The 18,906-nt window shown below is 53.8% G+C and carries 19 protein-coding genes and 1 tRNA gene; 5 read left to right on the top strand and 15 right to left on the bottom strand.

Annotation, left to right across the window (positions count from 1 at the left end):
• Positions 1-103: 103 nt before the first annotated feature.
• From corA to M0R70_09985, 4 genes are all read right to left on the bottom strand, one after another.
• Complete coding sequence (gene corA, locus M0R70_09970; protein ID MCK9419693.1) at positions 104-1,168, bottom strand: magnesium/cobalt transporter CorA; 1,065 nt, start codon at positions 1,166-1,168, stop codon at positions 104-106.
• Between the two features lie 8 nt (positions 1,169-1,176).
• Positions 1,177-2,028, bottom strand: coding sequence for a 2-oxoacid:ferredoxin oxidoreductase subunit beta (locus tag M0R70_09975; GenBank protein ID MCK9419694.1), 852 nt, complete (start codon positions 2,026-2,028; stop codon positions 1,177-1,179).
• A complete protein-coding gene (locus tag M0R70_09980) occupies positions 2,006-3,736 on the bottom strand; it encodes a 2-oxoacid:acceptor oxidoreductase subunit alpha (GenBank protein MCK9419695.1) in 1,731 nt (576 codons plus the stop codon). Before M0R70_09980 ends, M0R70_09975 begins: the two co-directional genes overlap by 23 nt.
• A 403-nt stretch (positions 3,737-4,139) precedes the next feature.
• A complete protein-coding gene (locus M0R70_09985) occupies positions 4,140-4,469 on the bottom strand; it encodes a hypothetical protein (GenBank protein MCK9419696.1) in 330 nt (109 codons plus the stop codon).
• Positions 4,470-4,515: 46 nt separating this feature from the next.
• On the opposite strand from M0R70_09985, the gene M0R70_09990 reads away from it, so the two are divergent.
• Positions 4,516-5,646 carry a radical SAM protein gene (locus tag M0R70_09990; GenBank protein ID MCK9419697.1) on the top strand — a complete coding sequence of 377 codons (1,131 nt, stop codon included), beginning with the start codon at positions 4,516-4,518 and terminating at the stop codon, positions 5,644-5,646.
• 306 nt (positions 5,647-5,952) lie between these two features.
• Here the strand turns inward: M0R70_09990 and M0R70_09995 are convergent, their stop codons facing one another.
• Positions 5,953-6,681 carry an FKBP-type peptidyl-prolyl cis-trans isomerase gene (locus M0R70_09995; protein ID MCK9419698.1) on the bottom strand — a complete coding sequence of 243 codons (729 nt, stop codon included), beginning with the start codon at positions 6,679-6,681 and terminating at the stop codon, positions 5,953-5,955.
• A 434-nt stretch (positions 6,682-7,115) separates the two neighbouring features.
• Between M0R70_09995 and M0R70_10000 the strand changes: the two genes are divergently transcribed.
• The 4 genes from M0R70_10000 (at position 7,116) to M0R70_10015 (ending at position 9,373) form a co-directional block, all read left to right on the top strand.
• Entirely contained in the window at positions 7,116-7,916 is an 801-nt protein-coding gene (locus tag M0R70_10000; GenBank protein MCK9419699.1) for a helix-turn-helix transcriptional regulator, read from the top strand.
• A 190-nt stretch (positions 7,917-8,106) separates the two neighbouring features.
• The gene (locus M0R70_10005) at positions 8,107-8,466 is read left to right on the top strand and encodes a hypothetical protein (protein ID MCK9419700.1); all 360 of its coding nucleotides are present in this window, start codon (positions 8,107-8,109) and stop codon (positions 8,464-8,466) included.
• 41 nt (positions 8,467-8,507) lie between these two features.
• The gene (locus M0R70_10010) at positions 8,508-9,032 is read left to right on the top strand and encodes a redoxin domain-containing protein (protein MCK9419701.1); all 525 of its coding nucleotides are present in this window, start codon (positions 8,508-8,510) and stop codon (positions 9,030-9,032) included.
• Positions 9,029-9,373 carry a hypothetical protein gene (locus tag M0R70_10015; GenBank protein ID MCK9419702.1) on the top strand — a complete coding sequence of 115 codons (345 nt, stop codon included), beginning with the start codon at positions 9,029-9,031 and terminating at the stop codon, positions 9,371-9,373. The genes M0R70_10010 and M0R70_10015 overlap by 4 nt, the downstream gene beginning before the upstream one ends.
• Positions 9,374-9,734: 361 nt before the next feature.
• Here M0R70_10015 and ychF read toward each other — a convergent pair whose 3' ends face one another.
• The 10 genes from ychF to M0R70_10065 all read right to left on the bottom strand — a co-directional run bounded on the left by ychF (position 9,735) and on the right by M0R70_10065 (position 18,900).
• Positions 9,735-10,829 carry a redox-regulated ATPase YchF gene (gene ychF / locus M0R70_10020; GenBank protein ID MCK9419703.1) on the bottom strand — a complete coding sequence of 365 codons (1,095 nt, stop codon included), beginning with the start codon at positions 10,827-10,829 and terminating at the stop codon, positions 9,735-9,737.
• A 213-nt stretch (positions 10,830-11,042) separates the two neighbouring features.
• Entirely contained in the window at positions 11,043-11,606 is a 564-nt protein-coding gene (gene pth, locus M0R70_10025; protein MCK9419704.1) for an aminoacyl-tRNA hydrolase, read from the bottom strand.
• A 147-nt stretch (positions 11,607-11,753) separates the two neighbouring features.
• Positions 11,754-12,512 (bottom strand): 50S ribosomal protein L25, encoded by a 759-nt coding sequence (locus M0R70_10030; protein MCK9419705.1) that lies wholly within the window; start codon positions 12,510-12,512, stop codon positions 11,754-11,756.
• 135 nt (positions 12,513-12,647) lie between these two features.
• A complete protein-coding gene (locus M0R70_10035) occupies positions 12,648-13,607 on the bottom strand; it encodes a ribose-phosphate pyrophosphokinase (GenBank protein MCK9419706.1) in 960 nt (319 codons plus the stop codon).
• Between the two features lie 16 nt (positions 13,608-13,623).
• Positions 13,624-13,697, bottom strand: a tRNA-Gln gene (locus M0R70_10040).
• A gap of 232 nt (positions 13,698-13,929) precedes the next feature.
• Positions 13,930-14,232 (bottom strand): septation regulator SpoVG, encoded by a 303-nt coding sequence (spoVG, locus tag M0R70_10045; GenBank protein ID MCK9419707.1) that lies wholly within the window; start codon positions 14,230-14,232, stop codon positions 13,930-13,932.
• Positions 14,233-14,296: 64 nt separating this feature from the next.
• Positions 14,297-15,175, bottom strand: coding sequence for a 4-(cytidine 5'-diphospho)-2-C-methyl-D-erythritol kinase (ispE, locus tag M0R70_10050; protein ID MCK9419708.1), 879 nt, complete (start codon positions 15,173-15,175; stop codon positions 14,297-14,299).
• 152 nt (positions 15,176-15,327) lie between these two features.
• Positions 15,328-16,110 (bottom strand): DUF4292 domain-containing protein, encoded by a 783-nt coding sequence (locus M0R70_10055; protein MCK9419709.1) that lies wholly within the window; start codon positions 16,108-16,110, stop codon positions 15,328-15,330.
• Positions 16,107-17,855, bottom strand: coding sequence for a tetratricopeptide repeat protein (locus M0R70_10060; protein MCK9419710.1), 1,749 nt, complete (start codon positions 17,853-17,855; stop codon positions 16,107-16,109). The genes M0R70_10055 and M0R70_10060 overlap by 4 nt, the downstream gene beginning before the upstream one ends.
• Positions 17,856-18,126: 271 nt before the next feature.
• Positions 18,127-18,900: a sugar phosphate isomerase/epimerase gene (locus tag M0R70_10065; protein ID MCK9419711.1), complete on the bottom strand. Its 774-nt coding sequence runs from the start codon at positions 18,898-18,900 to the stop codon at positions 18,127-18,129.
• Positions 18,901-18,906 lie beyond the last annotated feature (6 nt).

Here is an 18,906-nt window from a genome sequence, read left to right on the forward strand (position 1 = left end):
GATTGGATGCATGCACAGAAGAGGAGCGCGTTCGCTCCCCGCTTCTGTTTTTTGTGGCTTCGAACTCCCGACTCCGCAACGCTGAATGCTTTTCCGTAATGCCTCACAACCACTTCTTTCGTTTAAAGTAAAACAGCATGAACACGGAAATTCCAAGCATCAGGAAGAGGGAGAAAAAATATCCGTAGCGCCACTCCAGCTCCGGCATGTACTTGAAGTTCATTCCATACACTCCGGCAATGAATGTCAGCGGCATGAAGATCAGGGAAATCACCGTCAGGACCTTCATCACCTCGTTCAAGCGATTGCTGACGCTCGACAGGTACAGATCAAGCATGCTGGACAGCATCTCGCGGTAGATGTCCACGCTGTCGATGATATGGATGGAATGGTCGTAGACGTCTCTGAGATAGGGCGCCGTGGCTTCCCGGATCAGCGATGACTCATGCTTGCCCAGGCCGCTCACCACCTCGCGGAGTGGCCATACGGCGTTGTGCAGAAAGATCATCTCCCGCTTTAATTGATAGATCCTCTGCACCGTCTCCTGCTTCGGGTCCCCGATCAGTTCCGTTTCTATCGATTCGATCTTGTCGCCGAACTTCTCGAGGATGACGAAGTAGTTGTCAACCACCGCATCAAGCAGCGCGTAGGCAAGGTAGTCGGCCTTCATTTTCCGGATGCGTCCCTTGTTGGTCCGGAGATGATCACGGATCAAATTAAACACATCTCCCTCGACCCCTTCCTGAAAAGAAAGAACAAAGTTCGCGCCGAGGACAAGGCTGACCTGCTCGGTAACGATATCGCCGTTCTTGCCGCTGGCGAGCATCTTGAGCACGAGATAAATATATTCTCCGTAGTCCTCCATTTTCGGCCGCTGGTCCGTGTTCATGATGTCTTCCATCACGAGCCGGTGGAGTCCGAAGCAGTCGCCGAGCTTCTCGAGCACCTGGGCGTTATGGACACCGTCAACGTTGATCCAGGTCACGGTCGGTTTTTCCTTGAACGGGATGCAGGCATCGACAGATGCCTTCTCGATCTCTTGAAAGTTCGCTTCATCGTAATCGATGACATGGATATTGACCTGCTCGTCCTTCTTCTCCCCGGTATACACCAGCGTCCCGGAAGGGAGGCCTGCTTTTTTGGACCTTTTTTTCGTCAGGTTGCGCATGGCTGGCATTACATGAACTCCTTCAGTGTTGCCCCGATCTTATTCACGTCAAAGGCCTGATGCACGAGCGGTTTGTCCTTGATCATCGGAACGCGCTCTTCGAACGTGGGCCGGTTATTGCGATAGATGACGCCGATGGGGATGCGGTCGCCCCACTCGAGCGCCTTGGCGAACGCGGCCTTCCGGTCCCCGGGATCATGGTCCGGCCCGACAGGATAGACCCGTTGCTTGTACCAGTCATAGGTGTTCACCTTGTTAAAGGACACGCAAGGCTGAAGGATGTCGAGGAGGGCAAACCCGCTATGCAGGATCGCCTCTTTCATGAGTCCTTTAAGGTGCTCCGTATCGGCGGCATATCCCCGGGCCGCGAAACTGCAGTCCAGCGCAACAGCGAGGGCCATGGGGTTGAACTGCTCAGAGATCACGCCGAAAGGCATGTTCTTGGTCTTCACCCCTTCACCCGTTGTGGGGGACGCCTGCCCCTTGGTCAGTCCATAGACCTGGTTGTCGTGCACAAAAAGCTTCACGTTGATGTTCCTGCGCATGGCCGCCATGAGATGGTTGCCGCCCTCGCCGTAGCAGTCGCCGTCGCCGGTCGTGACAATGACCGGCATTGTGTGGTTCGCGAGCCTGATGCCCGTGGCAACCGGCAGCGTTCTGCCATGCAGTCCGTTAAAGGTGTTGCACTTTGTGTAGTGCGGAAATTTCGCGGCCTGTCCGATGCCGGAGACGATCGTGAATTGGTGGGGTTCCATATTGAGTTCCAGCACGGTATCCTTGAACGCCTTCATGATCGCGAAATTTCCGCACCCCGGGCACCATGCCGGGACCTGTCCTCTATACGTTTCTAAGGTGATCATTGATCTCTCCTGTCAGTTCTTCCACGGTAAACGGCCTGCCGTCGTATTTGTTGATCAAGGTATTGAACTCATACCCTGTCTCGGTCTTCATCAGCCTCGCGAACTGGCTGGTCGCGTTCTGCTCGATACAGATCGTGAGCTTCGCCCGCTTCAGAAGCCCCAGGTAGTCGAATTGCCCTGTCTCCGGGAAGGGATAGATCTCGGAGAAGTGCAGCATGGCGATTCGGTGAGACTGAGACAGCGCGTCCACGGCCTCCCGCATAAGTCCGTAGAGAGAACCCCAGCCAATTATCACGACATCGGGTTTGTGATCGCCGTAGAGGAACGGCGGCGCCACCTCCTGCTGCATCTGCGGGAACTTCTTGAACAACCGCTTCTCAACCATCTTGATGCGCATGCCGGCATCCTCGACAAGGTGGCCGTCCTCATCGTGCTCGTCGCTGTCCGTGACCACAAGGTGTTTCGCATCTCCGGGAACTGCCAGCGGGCTTATTCCGCTCTGCGTAAGCGCATGGCGCTTGTAGCCTTCCAGCCTCTGGAACACCTCTCCCCGGAGACGATAGTCCGTGTTCCGGAGCCGGGCAAGGTCGAATCCTTGATAGCTCCACTGGGAGTCGGAGAGATAGGTGTCGAAAAGGATGAATGCCGGGACCTGGTACTTCTCCGCCAGATCAAATGCCTTGTTCACAGAGAAGAAGGCCTGTTCAGGCGAGCCCGGCGCGAAGATGAACCGGGGAAATTCGCCGTGGCCGGCATGCAGCACCATATGAAGCTCGCCCTGCTCGGTCCGTGTGGGGAGACCGGTTGCCGGGCCCGGCCGCTGGCCCAGCGCGATCACCACCGGCGTCTCGGTGATCGCGGCAAGGGAAACACCCTCCACCATGAGGGCGAAGCCGCCGCCGGAAGTTCCCGTCATGGAGCGAACGCCCGCGAAAGATGCGCCCAGGGCCATGTTGATGGCCGCGATCTCGTCCTCTGCCTGCTCCACCACGATGCCGTACTCTTTTTCCTTGCCGGCCAGATAGTTCATGATGCCCGTGGACGGCGTCATGGGATAGGCCGCATAAAACTTCACCCCCGACGCCATGGAGCCCAGGGCGATGGCCTCGCTCCCGCCCACGAGCATCAGAGCGCCGGCCTTGTCATCACTGGCAACAGAAAAATTGCACGTGAGGCACCCCTTCACGGCGTGGTCATAACCGGCCATTGCGGCATTCTTATTCGCAGAAACGATCGGCTCGCCTTTTTTCTTGAAGGTCTCGACGATGAGGTCCATCAGGATATCGAGGTCCATCCCGAGCATGCCGAGGACAGCGCCGGTGGCAACCGTGTTGGCCATGATCTTGTCGCCTCCGTGCTGCATGGCAAGCTTCTCAAAGGGGACATCGAGAAACGCCGGTTTATCGTGCGTTTCCTTGAGCGTTTCAGAATCGTAGATGATCCGGCCGCGGGAGGTAAGCTCACGCTCATGCAGCCGGATGCTCTCCTTGTCCAAGGCAACGATAATATCGATCGCCCCTTTCGGCGCAATGACCGGCCGTTCGGACAGCCTGATCTGGTAGAAGTTGTGGCCGCCGCGGATGCGCGACTCATAATCCTGGTTCGTGAAGACATGGTATCCGGAGCGCGCAAATACATGTCCCAACGTGTCACCGATCGTCTGGATCCCCTGTCCTGCTTCACCGCCGATCTTGATCGAATAGTCCATAGTTCCCTCTTTCTAAGACAGGATCGATGCGTAGTTACAAAAGCAACAAATTCTACTCATACATGGGAAGAAAGATCGCAATCCTTTTGATAGGGCATAAAGATTACGAGATGGAACGTAACTACTCATGTCGGTTGCGGAGCGTAGCCTCAATAAGAGCGCGACTGCCGGATCCGGTGGCGAACCTCAAAAAATCCAGGCAATGCGGGCAAAGCGGAAGCGCCGCGAATGCTGTTCGTGCCGGGGGAATCGATGTCCCCTGCGCTCCTTGCGCCGAAGCGAAGTAACTGACCTGCGTAATTACGATGGAACTAAAAATTAAATCCTAATGTTATCCGATGTTATCCCGATGATCCTGTCAATGGATTGTCTGCTCTGACGTGAGCAAATAAGGACACGCCTTTTACCCGATGTCCTCTATCGTGATCACGCCGGATCCCAGAAGTCGCTCCAGAAGGACAAAGCCGCCACAAGGCCGTGCTGTCCGGTCCTGCATAAAATCGCAGTCCTGTTTGTAAAAATCGCAGACAATACACAGGGTTTTCACTATCCTGTCTGCCAGAACCGGGCTTGATTCTCCGTTGTTGCTTTCGAGGACAAGGCCTTTCCCTTCTCGCAATAATCGTTCCACGACCCTATAGCCTTTGCATGCAAGCTCTTCGTTCTTTCCGGGTTCATAGTAGGAACAGAATTTTAAACAAAGTGTTTGTTCCAGCGGCACGTTGTCCGTCATGGGGTCCATTATAACAAAAATACTGACGGGGTGCTATAATAACGCTATGAGTTACTACCTGGCGAGACGGGCCGTCCTGAAATGGCTTGAGATCCCGTCCGTCTATCAGATCGCAAAGGATGAATTATACGAACTTGACAGCGCTTCGTTCCATTTTCTGAAGACGTGCGCCTCTGACGACGGTTGCGTCTCAAAGAACAGCGCGTTTCTGGATTACTGCCTGGAGGAGGGACTGCTGACGACGACACCAGGCGTGGTCCAACGGGCCGCTCTTAAACAGGCGCCTGAACCTTCCCTGCGCTACCTGGAGCTCCAGATCACCGATGCCTGCAACCTCAAATGCAAACATTGCTATATCGACAATGCCGATCGCAACGAATTGTCAGGGGACCAGGTGGTAAAGGTTCTGCGCGAATTCGAGGAGATGCAGGGTTTGCGCGTGATGATAACCGGCGGCGAACCGCTGGTCCACAGCAAGTTCCACGAGATCAACGAGATGCTCCCTGATTTTTTTATTAGAAAGGTCCTGTTCACGAATGGCGTGCTCCTTAAAAAGGAAACCCTGAAAACACTCAAGGTCGACGAGATCCAGGTGAGCATAGATGGACTGGAACCGGCACACGAGAGGCTCCGGGGAAGCGGGACATTCAAACGCTCCCTGGAAGCAATGGAAAATGCGCTTGACGCGGGCTTCGACGTATCCGTGTCCACCATGGTACACCAGTATAATACTGAGGACTTCGACCGCATGGAAAAGCTTTTCAGAGAGATGCAGATCAAGGATTGGACCGTGGACATCCCGTGCCTGACCGGAAGGCTGAAGGAAAATGATGATTTTTATGTCAGCCCCGAACAAGGCGGAAAATATCTCGGCTATGGATACGGCAATGGACTTCATTCGTCCACACAAGGATATGGCTGCGGCCTCCATCTCATGGCGGTGATGGCAAATGGGAACATCGCGAAATGCACATTTTACGGGGGCCAACCCATCGGCACGGTAGACCATGGTCTGAAAGCAGCGTGGCGGAACATGCAGCCGGTCAGGCTGAAGAACCTTGAGTGTTGCTGCGAGTACCTTGAAGTATGCCGGGGAGGGTGCAGATACCGGGCGGAACTTATCGAGGGAACCGGTGGAAAGGACCCGTACCGGTGCATGCTTTATGGTATACTATAGGCTAAACAGGTTCGAAATTCGGTTGTAATGCTCCAAAAAAATACACCGTGCTTTTCCGGATCAGAAACGTTCACAAAAGAAAGGAGGAATTTCCATGACCATTAAGAAAGTGACAAAAAAAATGTCGGTCACCTGCAAGTGCAAAAGCTCTTGCTAACTTCGGCAAACGATAAACGATCTGAAAAAGTATAAGCCCGGCAAGAAATGCCGGGCTTATTTTTGGGTTGAAACAGGAACGACGATATCAGCATCCATCAAAGGGACAAGATGAAACGTGGTATCGGTCCAAGATCTTCTGCTTGTCCTCTACTTTTGAGCTTTCCCGGATGCATCGGCTTTTACGATGGAGACCAACTCAACATCAAAAATCAATACCGAATTCGGGCCGATCGTTCCCATGCGTTTGTCCTGAAATCCGATGTTCGATGGAATAAAGAGCTGGAACTTCGCGCCCTCCCTCATGAGCATGATCCCCTCGGTCCAGCCGGCAATTAAGCTCTTATCGCTTACCGGCATGGTCATCGGATGCTCTGGGTGACTGTCCGAGTTGTCAAAAACCGTCCCGTCAACAAGGCTGCCCCGGTAATTTACGAGCACCTTATCCGTGGCCTTTGGCTTCTTTCCCGTTCCCTCGGCGATCACTTTGTACTGCAATCCGCTCGGCAGGACCTTTATTCCTGCTTTTTTTGCATTTTCAGCGAGAAAGGCCGCCCCTTCCTTCTTATTCTTTTCACCGATAAGCCTATTCTCTTCCTCCTGCTTTTTGGCGCGCGTTCTCTGGAAATTCTCCTCGATCGCGACCATTTCCTTGGTAGTCATGAGGGTCTCCGCTCCTGACAATGCATCCTGGATACCCCGGATGAGAACTTTCTGGTCAATATCGACCGACTGCCTCTTCAGGCTGTTTCCCATATAAACGCCTTTGGTATAACTCAGTTTGTCCTTTTCTGTTTTGAGCTGAATTTTTTCCGCCGCGTTTGCCTGACTCGCCATAAACATTGCACAGAGTGCAACTACTCCTAATCGCAACTTCATATCGGTCCCCTTCCTCTCTCTTCTGTTCGTTGTTGGTTCTCGCCCGAAAGCGATCTGACCCAAAGCTCCCGGAACGTTCAATCGAACTTATCGCAGCATTCGGAGATTTTATTGAACTCCTCTCCTCTTGTCAAGCAAAAATCAACAGGACATCCCACAAAATATTAATTGCATTCCCTTGCGTTTTAGAAGGGTTTATAGTACCTTGAAAACGTAAGGAAGGGAGAGCAACAAAAAGGGTAATGAGGTGAAGTATTCGGAAGGATGACGCCTTTCGCAGGTGGCGCGACGCAAATTTTTCTTCCCTCTGTTATTTAAGGGCGGGCGGGATATTAAATCCCTATTGTCGGCATGGTTATTTCATGCTATAGTAACGACTGACTGGTGCGGTTGACATACTTCCCAGTCGTTTTATTACCTCCCACAGGAACCTCATGGAACAGGCGATATCGAAATATTGCGGTTATTTCTGGGCCGGCCATTTTCTGTATCTTGGCCGTTGCCCTGCAAACACCGTGCACATGCACTATGCCCTGCAGGTCATCGTAAATCGGGAGGGGCTCTTTCAGTTGCGCAGAGATAAAACCTCCATCGAATGCGGAGGGGTCGTCGTCGGGTCAGGATGTCCCCACCAGTTGGTCAGTCCCAGCAATGCACACTCCTGGATACATCTGCTGATCGACCATGAATCCGATGTCGCCAAGGCAATCGCAAAACGGCATCTGGGGGAAAGGGATTTCAAGGTACTTGATGACGATCTTCTCAAACGGCTGCGAGGGTGCATCGATGTCCCCGGAAATTTTCTCGGATCGTGCCGAGATGCCGGCGAGGTATACAAAAAACTCGTTACCGAGCTCGGCGGCTATCCTGAACAGGCCGCGGTAGCGGTTGATCCGCGGATCAAGGCAGCCATTGACCTGTTGAAGGGGGAATATCTCTCACGAAAAGTGGTCGTCACCGACCTTGCCCGGCATGCCTGTCTCTCCGAAAGCCGTTTGAGGCATCTGTTCACCGAGCAGATCGGCATTCCGCTCCGGCGTTATGTCCTCTGGCTCCGGTTGATGACCGCTGTCCAATTCGCCGTTCAAGGCGAGTCCCTCACGCAAGCCGCGCACAATGCCGGTTTTTCCGACTCAGCGCACCTGTGCCGCACGTTCAGAAGGATGTACGGCGTCACCCTTTCCGGCCTGATTAAAAATAGCCGCTTCGTTCAAGTAATTTCCTGCTTTTCCTGATACCATTCCTACAAATGCAGTGATGGGAAATCTGGTCACCGCCTCGGGCATGAGGCAGTGAGTTCTCCTTTTTCAGCTTGAGCTTGTCCTCCTGTGTTCGTGTCTCGACAACACTGCTTAACCTCTCTGTGCAGAGGGGGGCAAGCTCGTACTTTTTTTCAACGTATAGAGATAACGGGAAGGAGGCAAAATGAAAAACGGATTTTTCATAGCGATTGCCTGCATGGCCGTGTTGATCGGTGCCTGCAGCCCCAGCACGGATTTCCTGGTGTTAAAACACGGGAGGGGCTATTACGTGGGGAGTAACTCGAATGCCAGATATGAAATGTTGTGTACGTCTGGCGAAATGGATAAAGTACTTGCTTCCTCAAAACTGAGCATGGAACTAAAAAACTCCCTCTATAAATACAGCTGTTCCGAGGAACGATCCGGGGAAAAGGTTAAACAGCTCTACGCAGCCATGACGGTTGAACAGAGAAAAGACATTAAAAATGCCTTTAGAATTAACGGCTTTGACATAAACCAGGGTCCCGGATGTTGCGCAGATTAATGAGAACCGCGGCCAACAACACCCCGATGAGGAGTTGCGTCATGCGTCATATTCTATCCCTGTTCATTTTCTTTTCCATTATTTCCGCCAGGCAAGCAGCCTGTCTTGATACTGCCACCGAGAACGGGAAGCCTGCTCCATCATTCGCACTCGAAAATATCAACGGGGAAAAGGCCGCCCTCGCGGACTATAAGGGAATGGTCGTCCTCCTTAATTTTTGGGCGACCTATTGTGGACCCTGCAAAAAGGAAATGCCCTCTCTTCACAATCTTTTCCTCGCGTTTAAAAAGGACGGTCTCATCGTATTAGCCGTATCCAGGGACGAAGACAAAAAAAATGTTCAATCATTCATCAAAAAACAGGCGATCACGTTTCCCGTGCTTATGGACAAAGATCAGGAGGTTTCCTTCGACCACTATGCTGTTCACAACCTTCCAACAAGCTTTCTCATCGACCGGGACGGTATCATCAGAGAAACGATCATCGGCGAACGGGAATGGGATGCTCCGGATATGAAAAAGAAAATAGGATCATTACTGTCGAGCAAGAAAGGAGAGATGCAATGAAAACCTGGCTCTTGATAGGTATTGCCGGAATGGTCCTGCTTACCAGCGCCTGCACCCCCATGATCATGGTTGGCAAAGGAGAGCGGAGGGGCGCTTTCCTGGGGAGCAGCTCGAAGACCATGTATGAGATGTTGTGTGCGTCGGGTGACCTGAAGAAAGTGCTTACCGCAACACACCTGAGCACGGAAATGAAAGACTCATTCTATCAGTACAACTGTTCAGCCGAACGTTCCGGTGACAAGCTTAAGCAACTGTACGCTTCCATGACGCCTGAACAGAGGAAAGACATCAGAACTGCCTTCAAAGCGAATGGCTATTCGATAAACGGCGGAACCTGTTGAGGACCGATTGAAACAACATCCGGTCGGATGAAAGCTCTCTGATAAAACAAGGTTCTTCAACAAAGATACCGATGATCAACATCGGCAGGCGATTTTCTTTATGAATGAAACCATCAAAGTCATTCACATGAAAAAGAAATTTCCGCATGGCTGGTACGCAGCATGCGGACGGGATATCACATCGAATACCGCTGTCGTTTCTTCCTGGTCCGAGGTGACCTGTAAAAACTGCAAATTAAAACAATTGAGCGATACTGATTGTGGAAAATATTCCACTTTGTCCGCGAGGGTCAGGTCAGAGTGTTTATAGCGCTATTCGTTCTTACCGTAAGCAATAACCCTGTTTCTTTTCTTGGCCCTCTTACACGTTAAACCGGAAAAGCATGATGTCCCCATCCTTGACCACGTAATCCTTTCCTTCGGAACGGAGCAGACCCGCCTCTTTCACGGCCTTCTCCGTGCCAAGCCTCATCAGATCATCGAAGTGGAATACCTCCGCGCGAATGAATCCTTTTTCAAAATCCGAGTGGATCTTGCCCGCGGCCTGTGGTGCCTTGGTGCCCTTGGTAATGGTCCAGGCCCGCACTTCTTTCTCGCCGGCGGTAAGGTAGGTGATAAGTCCAAGGAGCTCGTAGCCCGCGCGAATCATGCGATCGAGGCCTGACTCCTTGAGACCCATACCCGAAAGGTATTCCATTCGCTCTTCCGTGGGAAGCTGGGCAATCTCTCCCTCCACCTGGCCCGAGATGACGACGACCCGGGCGTTTTCCTCGGCAGCGATCATCCTGACCGCGTCAACGAACGGGTTCGGTTTGTCCACCATGTCCTCTGCCACGTTGGCCACATAGAGCACCGGCTTGGCGGATAACAGGGCATAGCTCTTGAGCCACAAGGTCTCTTCCTCGGAATGGGTCGCGCGGCGGATCGGCTCCCCCCTGGCGAGCATGTCCTTGAGCCGCCGCATGAACTCCACCTCTTCCAGTCCCTTTTTGTCCGCGGTCCTGGCCGTCTTCTCGGCCTTGTACAGCCGTTTCTCTATCGCGTCGAGATCCGCAAGCATGAGTTCCGCTTCGATCACCTCGATGTCCTCCCGGGGGTCCACCTTCCCGGCCACGTGAATGACATTTGGGTCTTCGAAACAACGCACCACGTGCGCGATCGCGTCCACCTCGCGGATGTTGGCGAGAAACTTGTTTCCCAGCCCTTCACCCTGCGCCGCGCCCTTCACGAGACCTGCAATGTCCACGAACTCCATGCTCGTGGGCGTTCTTTTTTTCGGCTTGTAGATCTCGACAAGCCTGTCGATCCGCTCATCGGGCATGTCCACCACGCCAACGTTGGGATCGATGGTCGTGAAGGGATAGTTCGAGGCCTGAGCGCCCGCGGAAGTGAGCGCATTGAAAATGGTGGACTTTCCTACGTTCGGAAGGCCAACGATACCGCAGTTGAAACCCATGACAAGCTCCTTTTCGGGACGATCCAAATTCCAGTCATTCATCTCAAAATCACGATCTACCGCTGAAGCGCGGAGACACGGAGAAATGCATATTGAAAATAATTGGACTTTCTCTGCGCCTCGGCGGCCCTGCGGTAAACCTGAGTTGTTGTCTCAAAACAATAAAAACCCGGAGCTGTCGGAATAGTCCTTCAGGTCCGGGCTTCTGAATGCTTACTTTTGATTAACGACATCCATGGCCCGTGTGGGGCCTTCCACGACAATACGTCTGACCGCTTCCGCGGCCTTTGCAATGGCCTCTGAAACTGCCGGACGTTCTTCGGCAAGAAATGGGCTGAGCACATAATCCGCCGAATCCATATTCAGCGTTGGCCTGTTTATCCCGATGCGGACCCGGATAAACTCCGGTGACCCCAGGTACTCGATAATGGAGCGAAGCCCGTTGTGGCCTCCGTGGCCACCGCCGATCTTCACGCGCACGGACCCAAGCGGAAGATCCAGATCATCATGGAGTACGATCAGGTCGGAAGCAGTTCTGTAAGAGTCCCTCAGGATCGCCGCCACCGATTGGCCGCTGTCGTTCATATACGTCTGCGGCTTGACCAGGACCAGCTCCTCGGAATCGAGCCTGGCCTTGCCGATCAGGGCGTGGTGTTTTTCCTGAGTACACGCTCCCTGCAGGATACTGGCAAGCTCGTCAACCGCCATGAAGCCTGCGTTGTGACGCGTGCGTTCATACGTTCTGCCCGGGTTGCCAAGCCCAACAATGATCTTCATGGGAAACAAGCCCCAAATTTCAAATCACAAATTCCCAATAAGCACCAAACTCCAAATCCAAAATTCCAAACTGTTTGGAATTGTAATAGTATCTTTTTGGAATTTATGTGGTGCTTGTTATTTGGTGCTTGTAGCTTATATCCGCCGCTATTTCTTGGGCCCAGCTTCCTTCTTCGGAGCAGCCTCTTTTGCACCTTCTTTGGCTCCTTCTTTGCCTTTTGCTTCAGCGCCCGACGCGGCCGCAGCCTCTTCTTCCTTCTTTGTCTTCTTGACGAGCTCGGGCTCAGCGCCCTCCGCTGCCACAGCCGGGGTCGCGGTAAGCATTTCCTCAAGCTTGGCCTCCGAGATCGGCGGTTGGATCGTCGCCACGGTCGAGTCAAGATCGGTCAGGATCTTTACACCTTCAGGCGCCTTGATATCTCTCACATGGAGCGACTCGTTCACCTTGAGGTGCTCGATATTGACATCGATAAAATCCGGGATATGTGCCGGGAGGCACTCGATCTCGAGATCACGCTGGCCATACTGGAAGATACCGCCTTCCTTCACCCCGATGGAATTCCCGGAAATGTGCACTGCCACCTGGATCTTCACCTTCTGGTTCATGGCGACTTCCATGAGATCGAGATGGATGAGCTTGCCGCTTATGGGGTCAACCTGGTAGTCCTTGATCAGGGCCAGCTTCATCCCCGCGCCTTTTCCTCCCTCAAGCTTGAGATTGATAAGCGCATGCGCTCCGCCCTCGGTGTTAAGGACCTTCGAGACATCCTTATTGACCATCACGATGGGCGTGGACTTGCCGTGGCTGTAGAGGACCGCCGGAACCTGTGCGTCCCTCCGCAATCCCCGGGCAGCTCCCTTGCCCACCTTTTCCCTGACTTGCGCTGTTAATGCTATTTTATCCATTTCTCCTCCGATTCAATTTATGAAGCATTATACATGACTACCGAATAAGCACTGATGAATATTCTTCGGCTGACCACAGGACCATCTCCGATTCCCTGAAGGTATCCGTGTTCACCAGTGGTTTCTCTCTTCCGTTTATACGAACAACGAGCTGAGCGATGTTTCCTCGTGAATCCTCGTGATGGCATCGGCAAGAAGCTGCGCAACGGAAAGCACCGTCAACTTTCTGCATTCCTGTTGCTTGGTGTCCAGAGCGATCGTATTGGTCGTGATCAGCTCATCGAGCGAAGAATCATTAATGCGCTTGATCGCCGGACCCGAGAGCACCGCGTGAGAACAGGCCGCGCTGATCATGCCCGCTCCATTCTCCTTAAGCGCGGCCGCGCCCTCGGTCAGGGTCCCGGCGGTGTCCACCATATCATCCAGCAGCAGGCAGTCGTGTCCGTTGACATCGCCGATAATGTGCATGACCTGCGCCTCGTTCGGTTTGTCCCGCCGCTTGTCGATGATCGCAAGCGCCGCATTGAGCCGCTTGGCGAACGCCCGCGCCCGCTCCACGCCGCCGGCGTCGGGAGAAACAACGGTCAGGTTGGTAAATTTCTTTGACCGGAGATACTCGAGGAGCACCGGTGCGGCAAACAGGTTGTCCACGGGGATATTGAAGAACCCCTGTATCTGGCCCGCATGCAGATCCACCGTAAGGACCCGGTTCGCGCCCGCGGTCGTGATCAGATCGGCCACAAGCTTGGACGTAATAGGAACGCGGGGCTGCACTTTCCGGTCCTGCCGGCTGTACCCGTAATAAGGGAGCACCGCCGTGATGCGGGTTGCCGACGCCCGCTTGAGCGCATCGATCATGATCAGGAGTTCCATGAGATTCCGGTTCACCGGGCTCCCCGTGGGCTGCACGACGAAAACATCCATGCCGCGCACGTTGTCCACGATCTGGACATTGATCTCGCCGTCGCTGAAACGGCCTACCAGCGCGTTCCCGAGCGGAATGTCCATCTTCTGGCAGATCTCCTTTGCCAGCGCCAGGTTTGCGTTTCCCGAAAAGATCTTTATTTCCCGTGATCTCGCCTTCACTTCATTCATCCTCTTTTCCGAATACTGGTTCGGGGACAGGGATTCGAACCCCGATAAAAGGCTTCAAAGGCCTCTGTCCTACCATTAGACGATCCCCGATCGAAGGCCGACTCCGGGCCTGGCCGCGGGGCCGGATAACTTCCGATAAAGAACAACTGCGAAAACCAAATGATCCTGTTGCTGACGGCCCCTCTCCGTTCACAGAGACTTTCAGCCGTAATAAGAGCGGGGCGCATTCTCTAACAGGGTAAATATCAAAATATCAAAGGATAGGCAGAGCCTATCCTCTCGTATCAGATGCAGAATCGGCAAAACTCGTATCAGCAGCATATTATTTCTCTTCAGGATCTTTTGGCTCCGGCTCCTGCTTCGTGGGCTTGGCCAGCTCGCGTTCGTATTCAGCAAGGACCTTCTTCTCGATCACCTGCCTGGTCTCGCTGTTCAGCGGATGGGCGATGTCCTTGAACGTTCCATCCTTCATCTTGCGGCTCGGCATGGCCACAAACAATCCCGCGTTGCCGTTAATGACACGCAGGTCCCTGATCAGGAACACGCTGTCGATCGTTATGGTTGCATAGGCCTTGAGACGCTCTTCATTATTGACCGGGAAAACCCTCACCTCCGTGATTTCCATAGACTCCCCTTCACACTGAAGAATCGTGGCACACTGGTCGATCCCGACAACTTCCGTTATGCTGCTATCCCGAGCGTAATTCCGCAAACGGTGATGCGGTCAATGTTTCAACCGGATAGGACCTCCATCCCTCAGGGGAAAGTCTATCAGCGGCGACCCGGCATGCAGCAACGGTCTCGAATATGCCGAACACCGTCGGCCCGCTCCCGCTCATGAGGGCACCCAAGGCCCCCTGGTCCAAAAGCGCATCTTTGATCTTGTTTATCACCGGGTGAACTACTGAGGTCACCTGCTCAAGGTCATTATGGAGCCCCAAGGCGATATTTCGGAGATTAAGCCTTGCAATTTTATTACAGTCGCCTTTTTTTGTCAACCCCAAATTTAAGTTTTTGTAGACCCAGGCAGTGGAGGTCTCAAACCCCGGATTGACGAGCAGGACCGGGAAGTGCGGCAACGGTGTCAGCTCGGTGAGGATTTCTCCCCTCCCCCGCGCAAGGGCCGTCGGCCCGAAGAAAAAAAAGGGCACGTCCATGCCGATCCGGGCGCCGATCTCGGCCAGCCGGTCCCGGTCAAGTCCAATGCCGAGCAGCCTGTTCAAAGCCATGAGCACGGCTGCGGCATTGCCGCTCCCTCCGCCGAGCCCGGCCGCAACGGGTATGTTTTTTTTGATCTCGATCGCCAGGCCGGTCTCTTGGCCGGAGATCCTGAGTATTTCCAATGCCGCCTTCCAGGCAATGTTCTCCTCCCCGGATGGCACCGCATGGCTGTCACAGGACACGCTGACGCCCGATCCGCCGAGCGATACGGTCACCTCGTCGAAGAGCCCCACCATCTGCATCAGCATCTCAACGTCGTGGTACGCATCCGGTCTCCTGCCGAGCACGGACAGACAAAGGTTGATCTTAGCCGGAGAAAGGAGCGTTATTGTGTTAATGGTAGCCATAGAAATCAGTGCTCTAAAGTGACTAAAGTGAACTAAAATGCGCTAAAGTGAGAACTTCTAATCTTATTTTAGGCACTTTAGGCACTTTAGGCACTTTAGGCACTTTAGGCACTTTAGGCACTTTATGAATTTTAGGCACTTTTTTCCCCTCTCTACTTCTCCCGTTCCTCTATCCCCTGATCCGAAAGTGTAAAAACATCGTCAGCCACGGCCACATACATGTCCGCCTCGGTGTACTCGATCGTGATCGTCACGCCCTTCCCGGGACTCTCTATGACGATTGTCCTGGGCAGGAGAACATGCGATACTTCCTGCATGCGTTCATACCGTGTCCGGTACACCAGGGTATTCGATTGGTAGAGCTCCTGAACAGCGATCCTGAGCGCCGGCACCAAGTCTGATGAAGGAGGCAGCACGCGGATGCGCCGCACCGTGTCCCCCTCAGGCAGTTCGATCACGCAGGCATTGTTCTGCGTGCAGAACACCCGTGCGTCCAAAGGCCGGGTGATCTCCGTGACCATGCCGGAGAGGATGGCGCAAAGGTCCTTTGCCTCCACGCTCATGCCAAGAAGTCTCTCTATCCCGGCCTGCCCGGGTCTCATGATCCTGTCGTCATCCTGCATGCGCAACAACACGTCGTTGCCGTCCCATACGAGCGCGATGAAGGACTGCCCCAGGGGCCCGAAGGCTTCCACCCGGAGCCTGCGCTGGGCGTCGAGCACGATACCCACGGTATCGAAAGAACGCTTCACCCCCCGCCTGACCACCTCAACGCTCGCGATCGCCTTAAGCCCGGTGAAGGCCTGACGCTGCTGTTCCAGCGCTTGGACGAGCGGGCCGGCAGGGACCTCGGTGCCGGGGATCCCGGGTTTTTTCGGGAGACAGGAGAACAGGAACAAAACAACGATGAGGACGATGATCCGGCGGGTCTTCACTGCCTGCCCTTTTTCCTCGGCTTCACGTCCTTGAGCAGGTCATCGGGCTTGCCGAACCCCGCCTCCTTGAACTTCTCGCGGAGATTCTGGTTCTCGGGGTCAAGCTCCAGGGACTTGAGCCACTGCAGTCTGGCATTGTCCTTGTCGGCAAACTTCAGGTAAATATCACCATAGTGCTCGCGCATCACGGGGTCCTTCTCCACCTTCCCGACGGCTTCTCTCATGACCGCGAGCGCCTCGTTCAGCATGCCCTTCTGATAATAGGCCCAGGCGAGGCTGTCGAGGATGTAACCGCTGTCAGGTTTGATCAGGAGCGCGCGCTTGATAAGCCGTATCGACTCGTCGAGGTTCTCTCCTTTTTCGGCAAAGGAATAGCCGAGGTAGTTCAAGGCATCCGCGTGGTCCGGCTTAAGCTCGATCGTTTTTTTAAGCGTAGCGATCATCTCTACGCGCTTACCCTGCTTTTCATAGGCAATTGCCAGACTGAACAGCAGATCGTCCCGGTCCGGCGCCATCTGGAACCCCCTGATCAGCGTATCGACAGCTTGCTGGTATTTTTCGAGATCCATATACGCATTGGCCAGATACAGATAGAGCTCGGGCTTCCCGGGCTGTTCGGCGAGCGCCCTCTCCAGGAGCGGCACGGCGTCCGCGATCCTGCCCATCTGCGCATAAATATACGCGATCTGGAGGACCGCGTCGGTGTCCTCGGGATCGGCTGACCGGAGGGACTGATATTCCGCGAGCGCCTCCGCATACCGTTCCACGGCCACCAGGGTGGAGGCGAGGTAACGCTTGACCCTTAGGTCCTTTGGCATTGCGCGCGAAACGACCAGGAATGCCTCCACCGCCTCTTCGTATTTTTTCTGCTCGGCATGGATGAGACCCATCTTGACAAAGGCGTCATAGTTCCTGGGGTCCATGGCGGTCACCTGTTTCAATTGTTCCAATGCCTCGGGAAGCGAATTCTGCTGAATATAGAGCTGGGCAAGGTGCTGCTGGATCTCAAGGTTGTGGGGATTGATCCCGATGGCCTTCTTATATGCCTCAATGGCGTCGCCGACATTGTCCATCTGCTCATAGACGAACGCCATGCCGATGAACGCGGGATCGAAGTCGTCCCGAATGGAGATCGCGCGCTGATATTCTGCCAGTGCTTCCTTATACATCTGCCGTTCCGTGTAGATCCGTCCGAGATAATACGGCGACATAAGCAGCGTTGGATTGATCTTATCGAGGGCATGAAACGTCTCCACGGCTTCGTCGTACCGCTTCAGAGACGCATACAGAGAACCAAGGTACAGGTAGGAGTCCTCCTGCTGCGGATTGAGCGATATTACCTTGCGATAGACGGTCACCGCATCGTCGTATCTCTTTTTGCTCGTATAGATGTTGGCAAGGAGCATGAGCGGCTGCGGGTTGTCCGGTTGCAGTTCCGCCGCCTGCTGCGCATAACGGGTCGCCTTATCAAGTTGCCCCTTGCGAAGCGAGAGGGATGCGAGAGAGAGGGGGACTACGGCAGCTTTCGGATCCAGCCGGAACGCCTCCTCATATTCATTCATGGCAACATCGAACTCTCCATCCTCTTCAGAGAGCCTGCCGATGATAAAATGGTAATAGGCATCTGCTTGTGTGCGGACGCCGGACCCGATCTTCGCGGACGTGGTTTCAGGCATCCTGGCGGGAGACGTTGCGCAGGCACCAACGAAAAGAGAGAGCGACAGAAGTGCGAAGGTCTTTTTCATGATCGTAAATCCCTGTGAACAACTGGTATGTGTCAAGGGAAACTCCGCATTAATGGTAAATTGTACTGGTTTACTGATAAAGGCGAAACTAAAAGGCGTCTCTCGCAGAGGCGCAGAGCTCACAGAGAAAAGCGCAAAAAATGTTCTTGTTTAAAATAAATACAAAAAGGTTTGATTTAACTCTGCGAACTCTGCGGATGTCCTAAGTGGCCGCTTTTCTTTCATAGGCTACTGCGAGAAAATTTCCTGCCATTTTAGAAGAATTTGATTCCTATTCGTCCCTCTTCATGAGCCGCTTCACCTGTTCCAGGCTCGTCTCAATACCGTCTTTATCGTGCACTTCAACCGTAAGAACAGTTGATGGAGCCTGGGCGTTCAAAAGGCCGAAGAATTTTTCAAAATCGATGTTCCCCCGTCCCAAGGCCCAATGCGAGTCGGCCTTCCCATCGTTGTCGTGCAGATGGACCTCCACCAGGCGGCGTCCGAGAGACTCGAACCATTGCTCCATCGTGACTTTGGAAAATAGATTGAAATGGCCGGTGTCAAAACAGAACCCGAAGTCCGGGCTGTCGATCTTCTCGATAAGCATCTGCAGCGCTTCCGGCTCTTCATCGAACACGTTTTCGACAGCAACACGCAGTCCGATCTTCGTTGCCGAGTCCATTACCTTTTGCCAGGTATCCATGCTGTTCTCGAGCCAGATGTCCTTCCGTCCACTGTAACGCCACCGGTCATAGGCGCCGTGGAAAACGGCGGCGCGCGGCTTGAGAATGGCCGCCACGGCCAGGATCTGCCGGAAACGCACCTGGGTAACCGACCGCACCATCGGGTCCATGGCGCCGGGGTTCATGTCCATGAACGGCGCGTGGAGCGTAAGCTTTGGATTCCAGTCAAGTCGTTCGATCAGTTTCTCGAGGTCCTGCTTTTCGATCTGGTCGAGGACCGCGCCGGAAAAATAGATCTCGAGGTCATAGCGGCGTTTGCGCAGCATCTCGAGATAATCCTTCAGCAGCGGAAAAGGCATCTGGATATGGATGGGTTCCATCAGGAA

This window comes from Nitrospirota bacterium, from assembly GCA_023229435.1.
Taxonomy (GTDB): Bacteria; Nitrospirota; UBA9217; order UBA9217; family UBA9217; genus JALNZF01.

Excerpts from the sequence above, each read along its gene's own strand:
- M0R70_09980 (MCK9419695.1), bottom strand. The coding sequence starts at position 3,736 with ATGGACTATTCGATCAAGATCGGCGGTGAAGCAGGACAGGGGATCCAG.
- M0R70_10000 (MCK9419699.1), top strand. The coding sequence starts at position 7,116 with ATGGAACAGGCGATATCGAAATATTGCGGTTATTTCTGGGCCGGCCAT.
- ychF (MCK9419703.1), bottom strand. The coding sequence starts at position 10,829 with ATGGGTTTCAACTGCGGTATCGTTGGCCTTCCGAACGTAGGAAAGTCC.
- M0R70_10015 (MCK9419702.1), top strand. The coding sequence starts at position 9,029 with ATGAAAACCTGGCTCTTGATAGGTATTGCCGGAATGGTCCTGCTTACC.
- M0R70_09995 (MCK9419698.1), bottom strand. The coding sequence starts at position 6,681 with ATGAAGTTGCGATTAGGAGTAGTTGCACTCTGTGCAATGTTTATGGCG.
- ispE (MCK9419708.1), bottom strand. The coding sequence starts at position 15,175 with ATGGCTACCATTAACACAATAACGCTCCTTTCTCCGGCTAAGATCAAC.
- M0R70_09975 (MCK9419694.1), bottom strand. The coding sequence starts at position 2,028 with ATGATCACCTTAGAAACGTATAGAGGACAGGTCCCGGCATGGTGCCCG.
- spoVG (MCK9419707.1), bottom strand. The coding sequence starts at position 14,232 with ATGGAAATCACGGAGGTGAGGGTTTTCCCGGTCAATAATGAAGAGCGT.
- pth (MCK9419704.1), bottom strand. The coding sequence starts at position 11,606 with ATGAAGATCATTGTTGGGCTTGGCAACCCGGGCAGAACGTATGAACGC.
- M0R70_10010 (MCK9419701.1), top strand. The coding sequence starts at position 8,508 with ATGCGTCATATTCTATCCCTGTTCATTTTCTTTTCCATTATTTCCGCC.
- M0R70_10030 (MCK9419705.1), bottom strand. The coding sequence starts at position 12,512 with ATGGATAAAATAGCATTAACAGCGCAAGTCAGGGAAAAGGTGGGCAAG.
- M0R70_10005 (MCK9419700.1), top strand. The coding sequence starts at position 8,107 with ATGAAAAACGGATTTTTCATAGCGATTGCCTGCATGGCCGTGTTGATC.
- M0R70_10035 (MCK9419706.1), bottom strand. The coding sequence starts at position 13,607 with ATGAATGAAGTGAAGGCGAGATCACGGGAAATAAAGATCTTTTCGGGA.
- M0R70_09985 (MCK9419696.1), bottom strand. The coding sequence starts at position 4,469 with ATGACGGACAACGTGCCGCTGGAACAAACACTTTGTTTAAAATTCTGT.
- M0R70_09990 (MCK9419697.1), top strand. The coding sequence starts at position 4,516 with ATGAGTTACTACCTGGCGAGACGGGCCGTCCTGAAATGGCTTGAGATC.
- M0R70_10065 (MCK9419711.1), bottom strand. The coding sequence starts at position 18,900 with ATGGAACCCATCCATATCCAGATGCCTTTTCCGCTGCTGAAGGATTAT.
- corA (MCK9419693.1), bottom strand. The coding sequence starts at position 1,168 with ATGCGCAACCTGACGAAAAAAAGGTCCAAAAAAGCAGGCCTCCCTTCC.
- M0R70_10060 (MCK9419710.1), bottom strand. The coding sequence starts at position 17,855 with ATGAAAAAGACCTTCGCACTTCTGTCGCTCTCTCTTTTCGTTGGTGCC.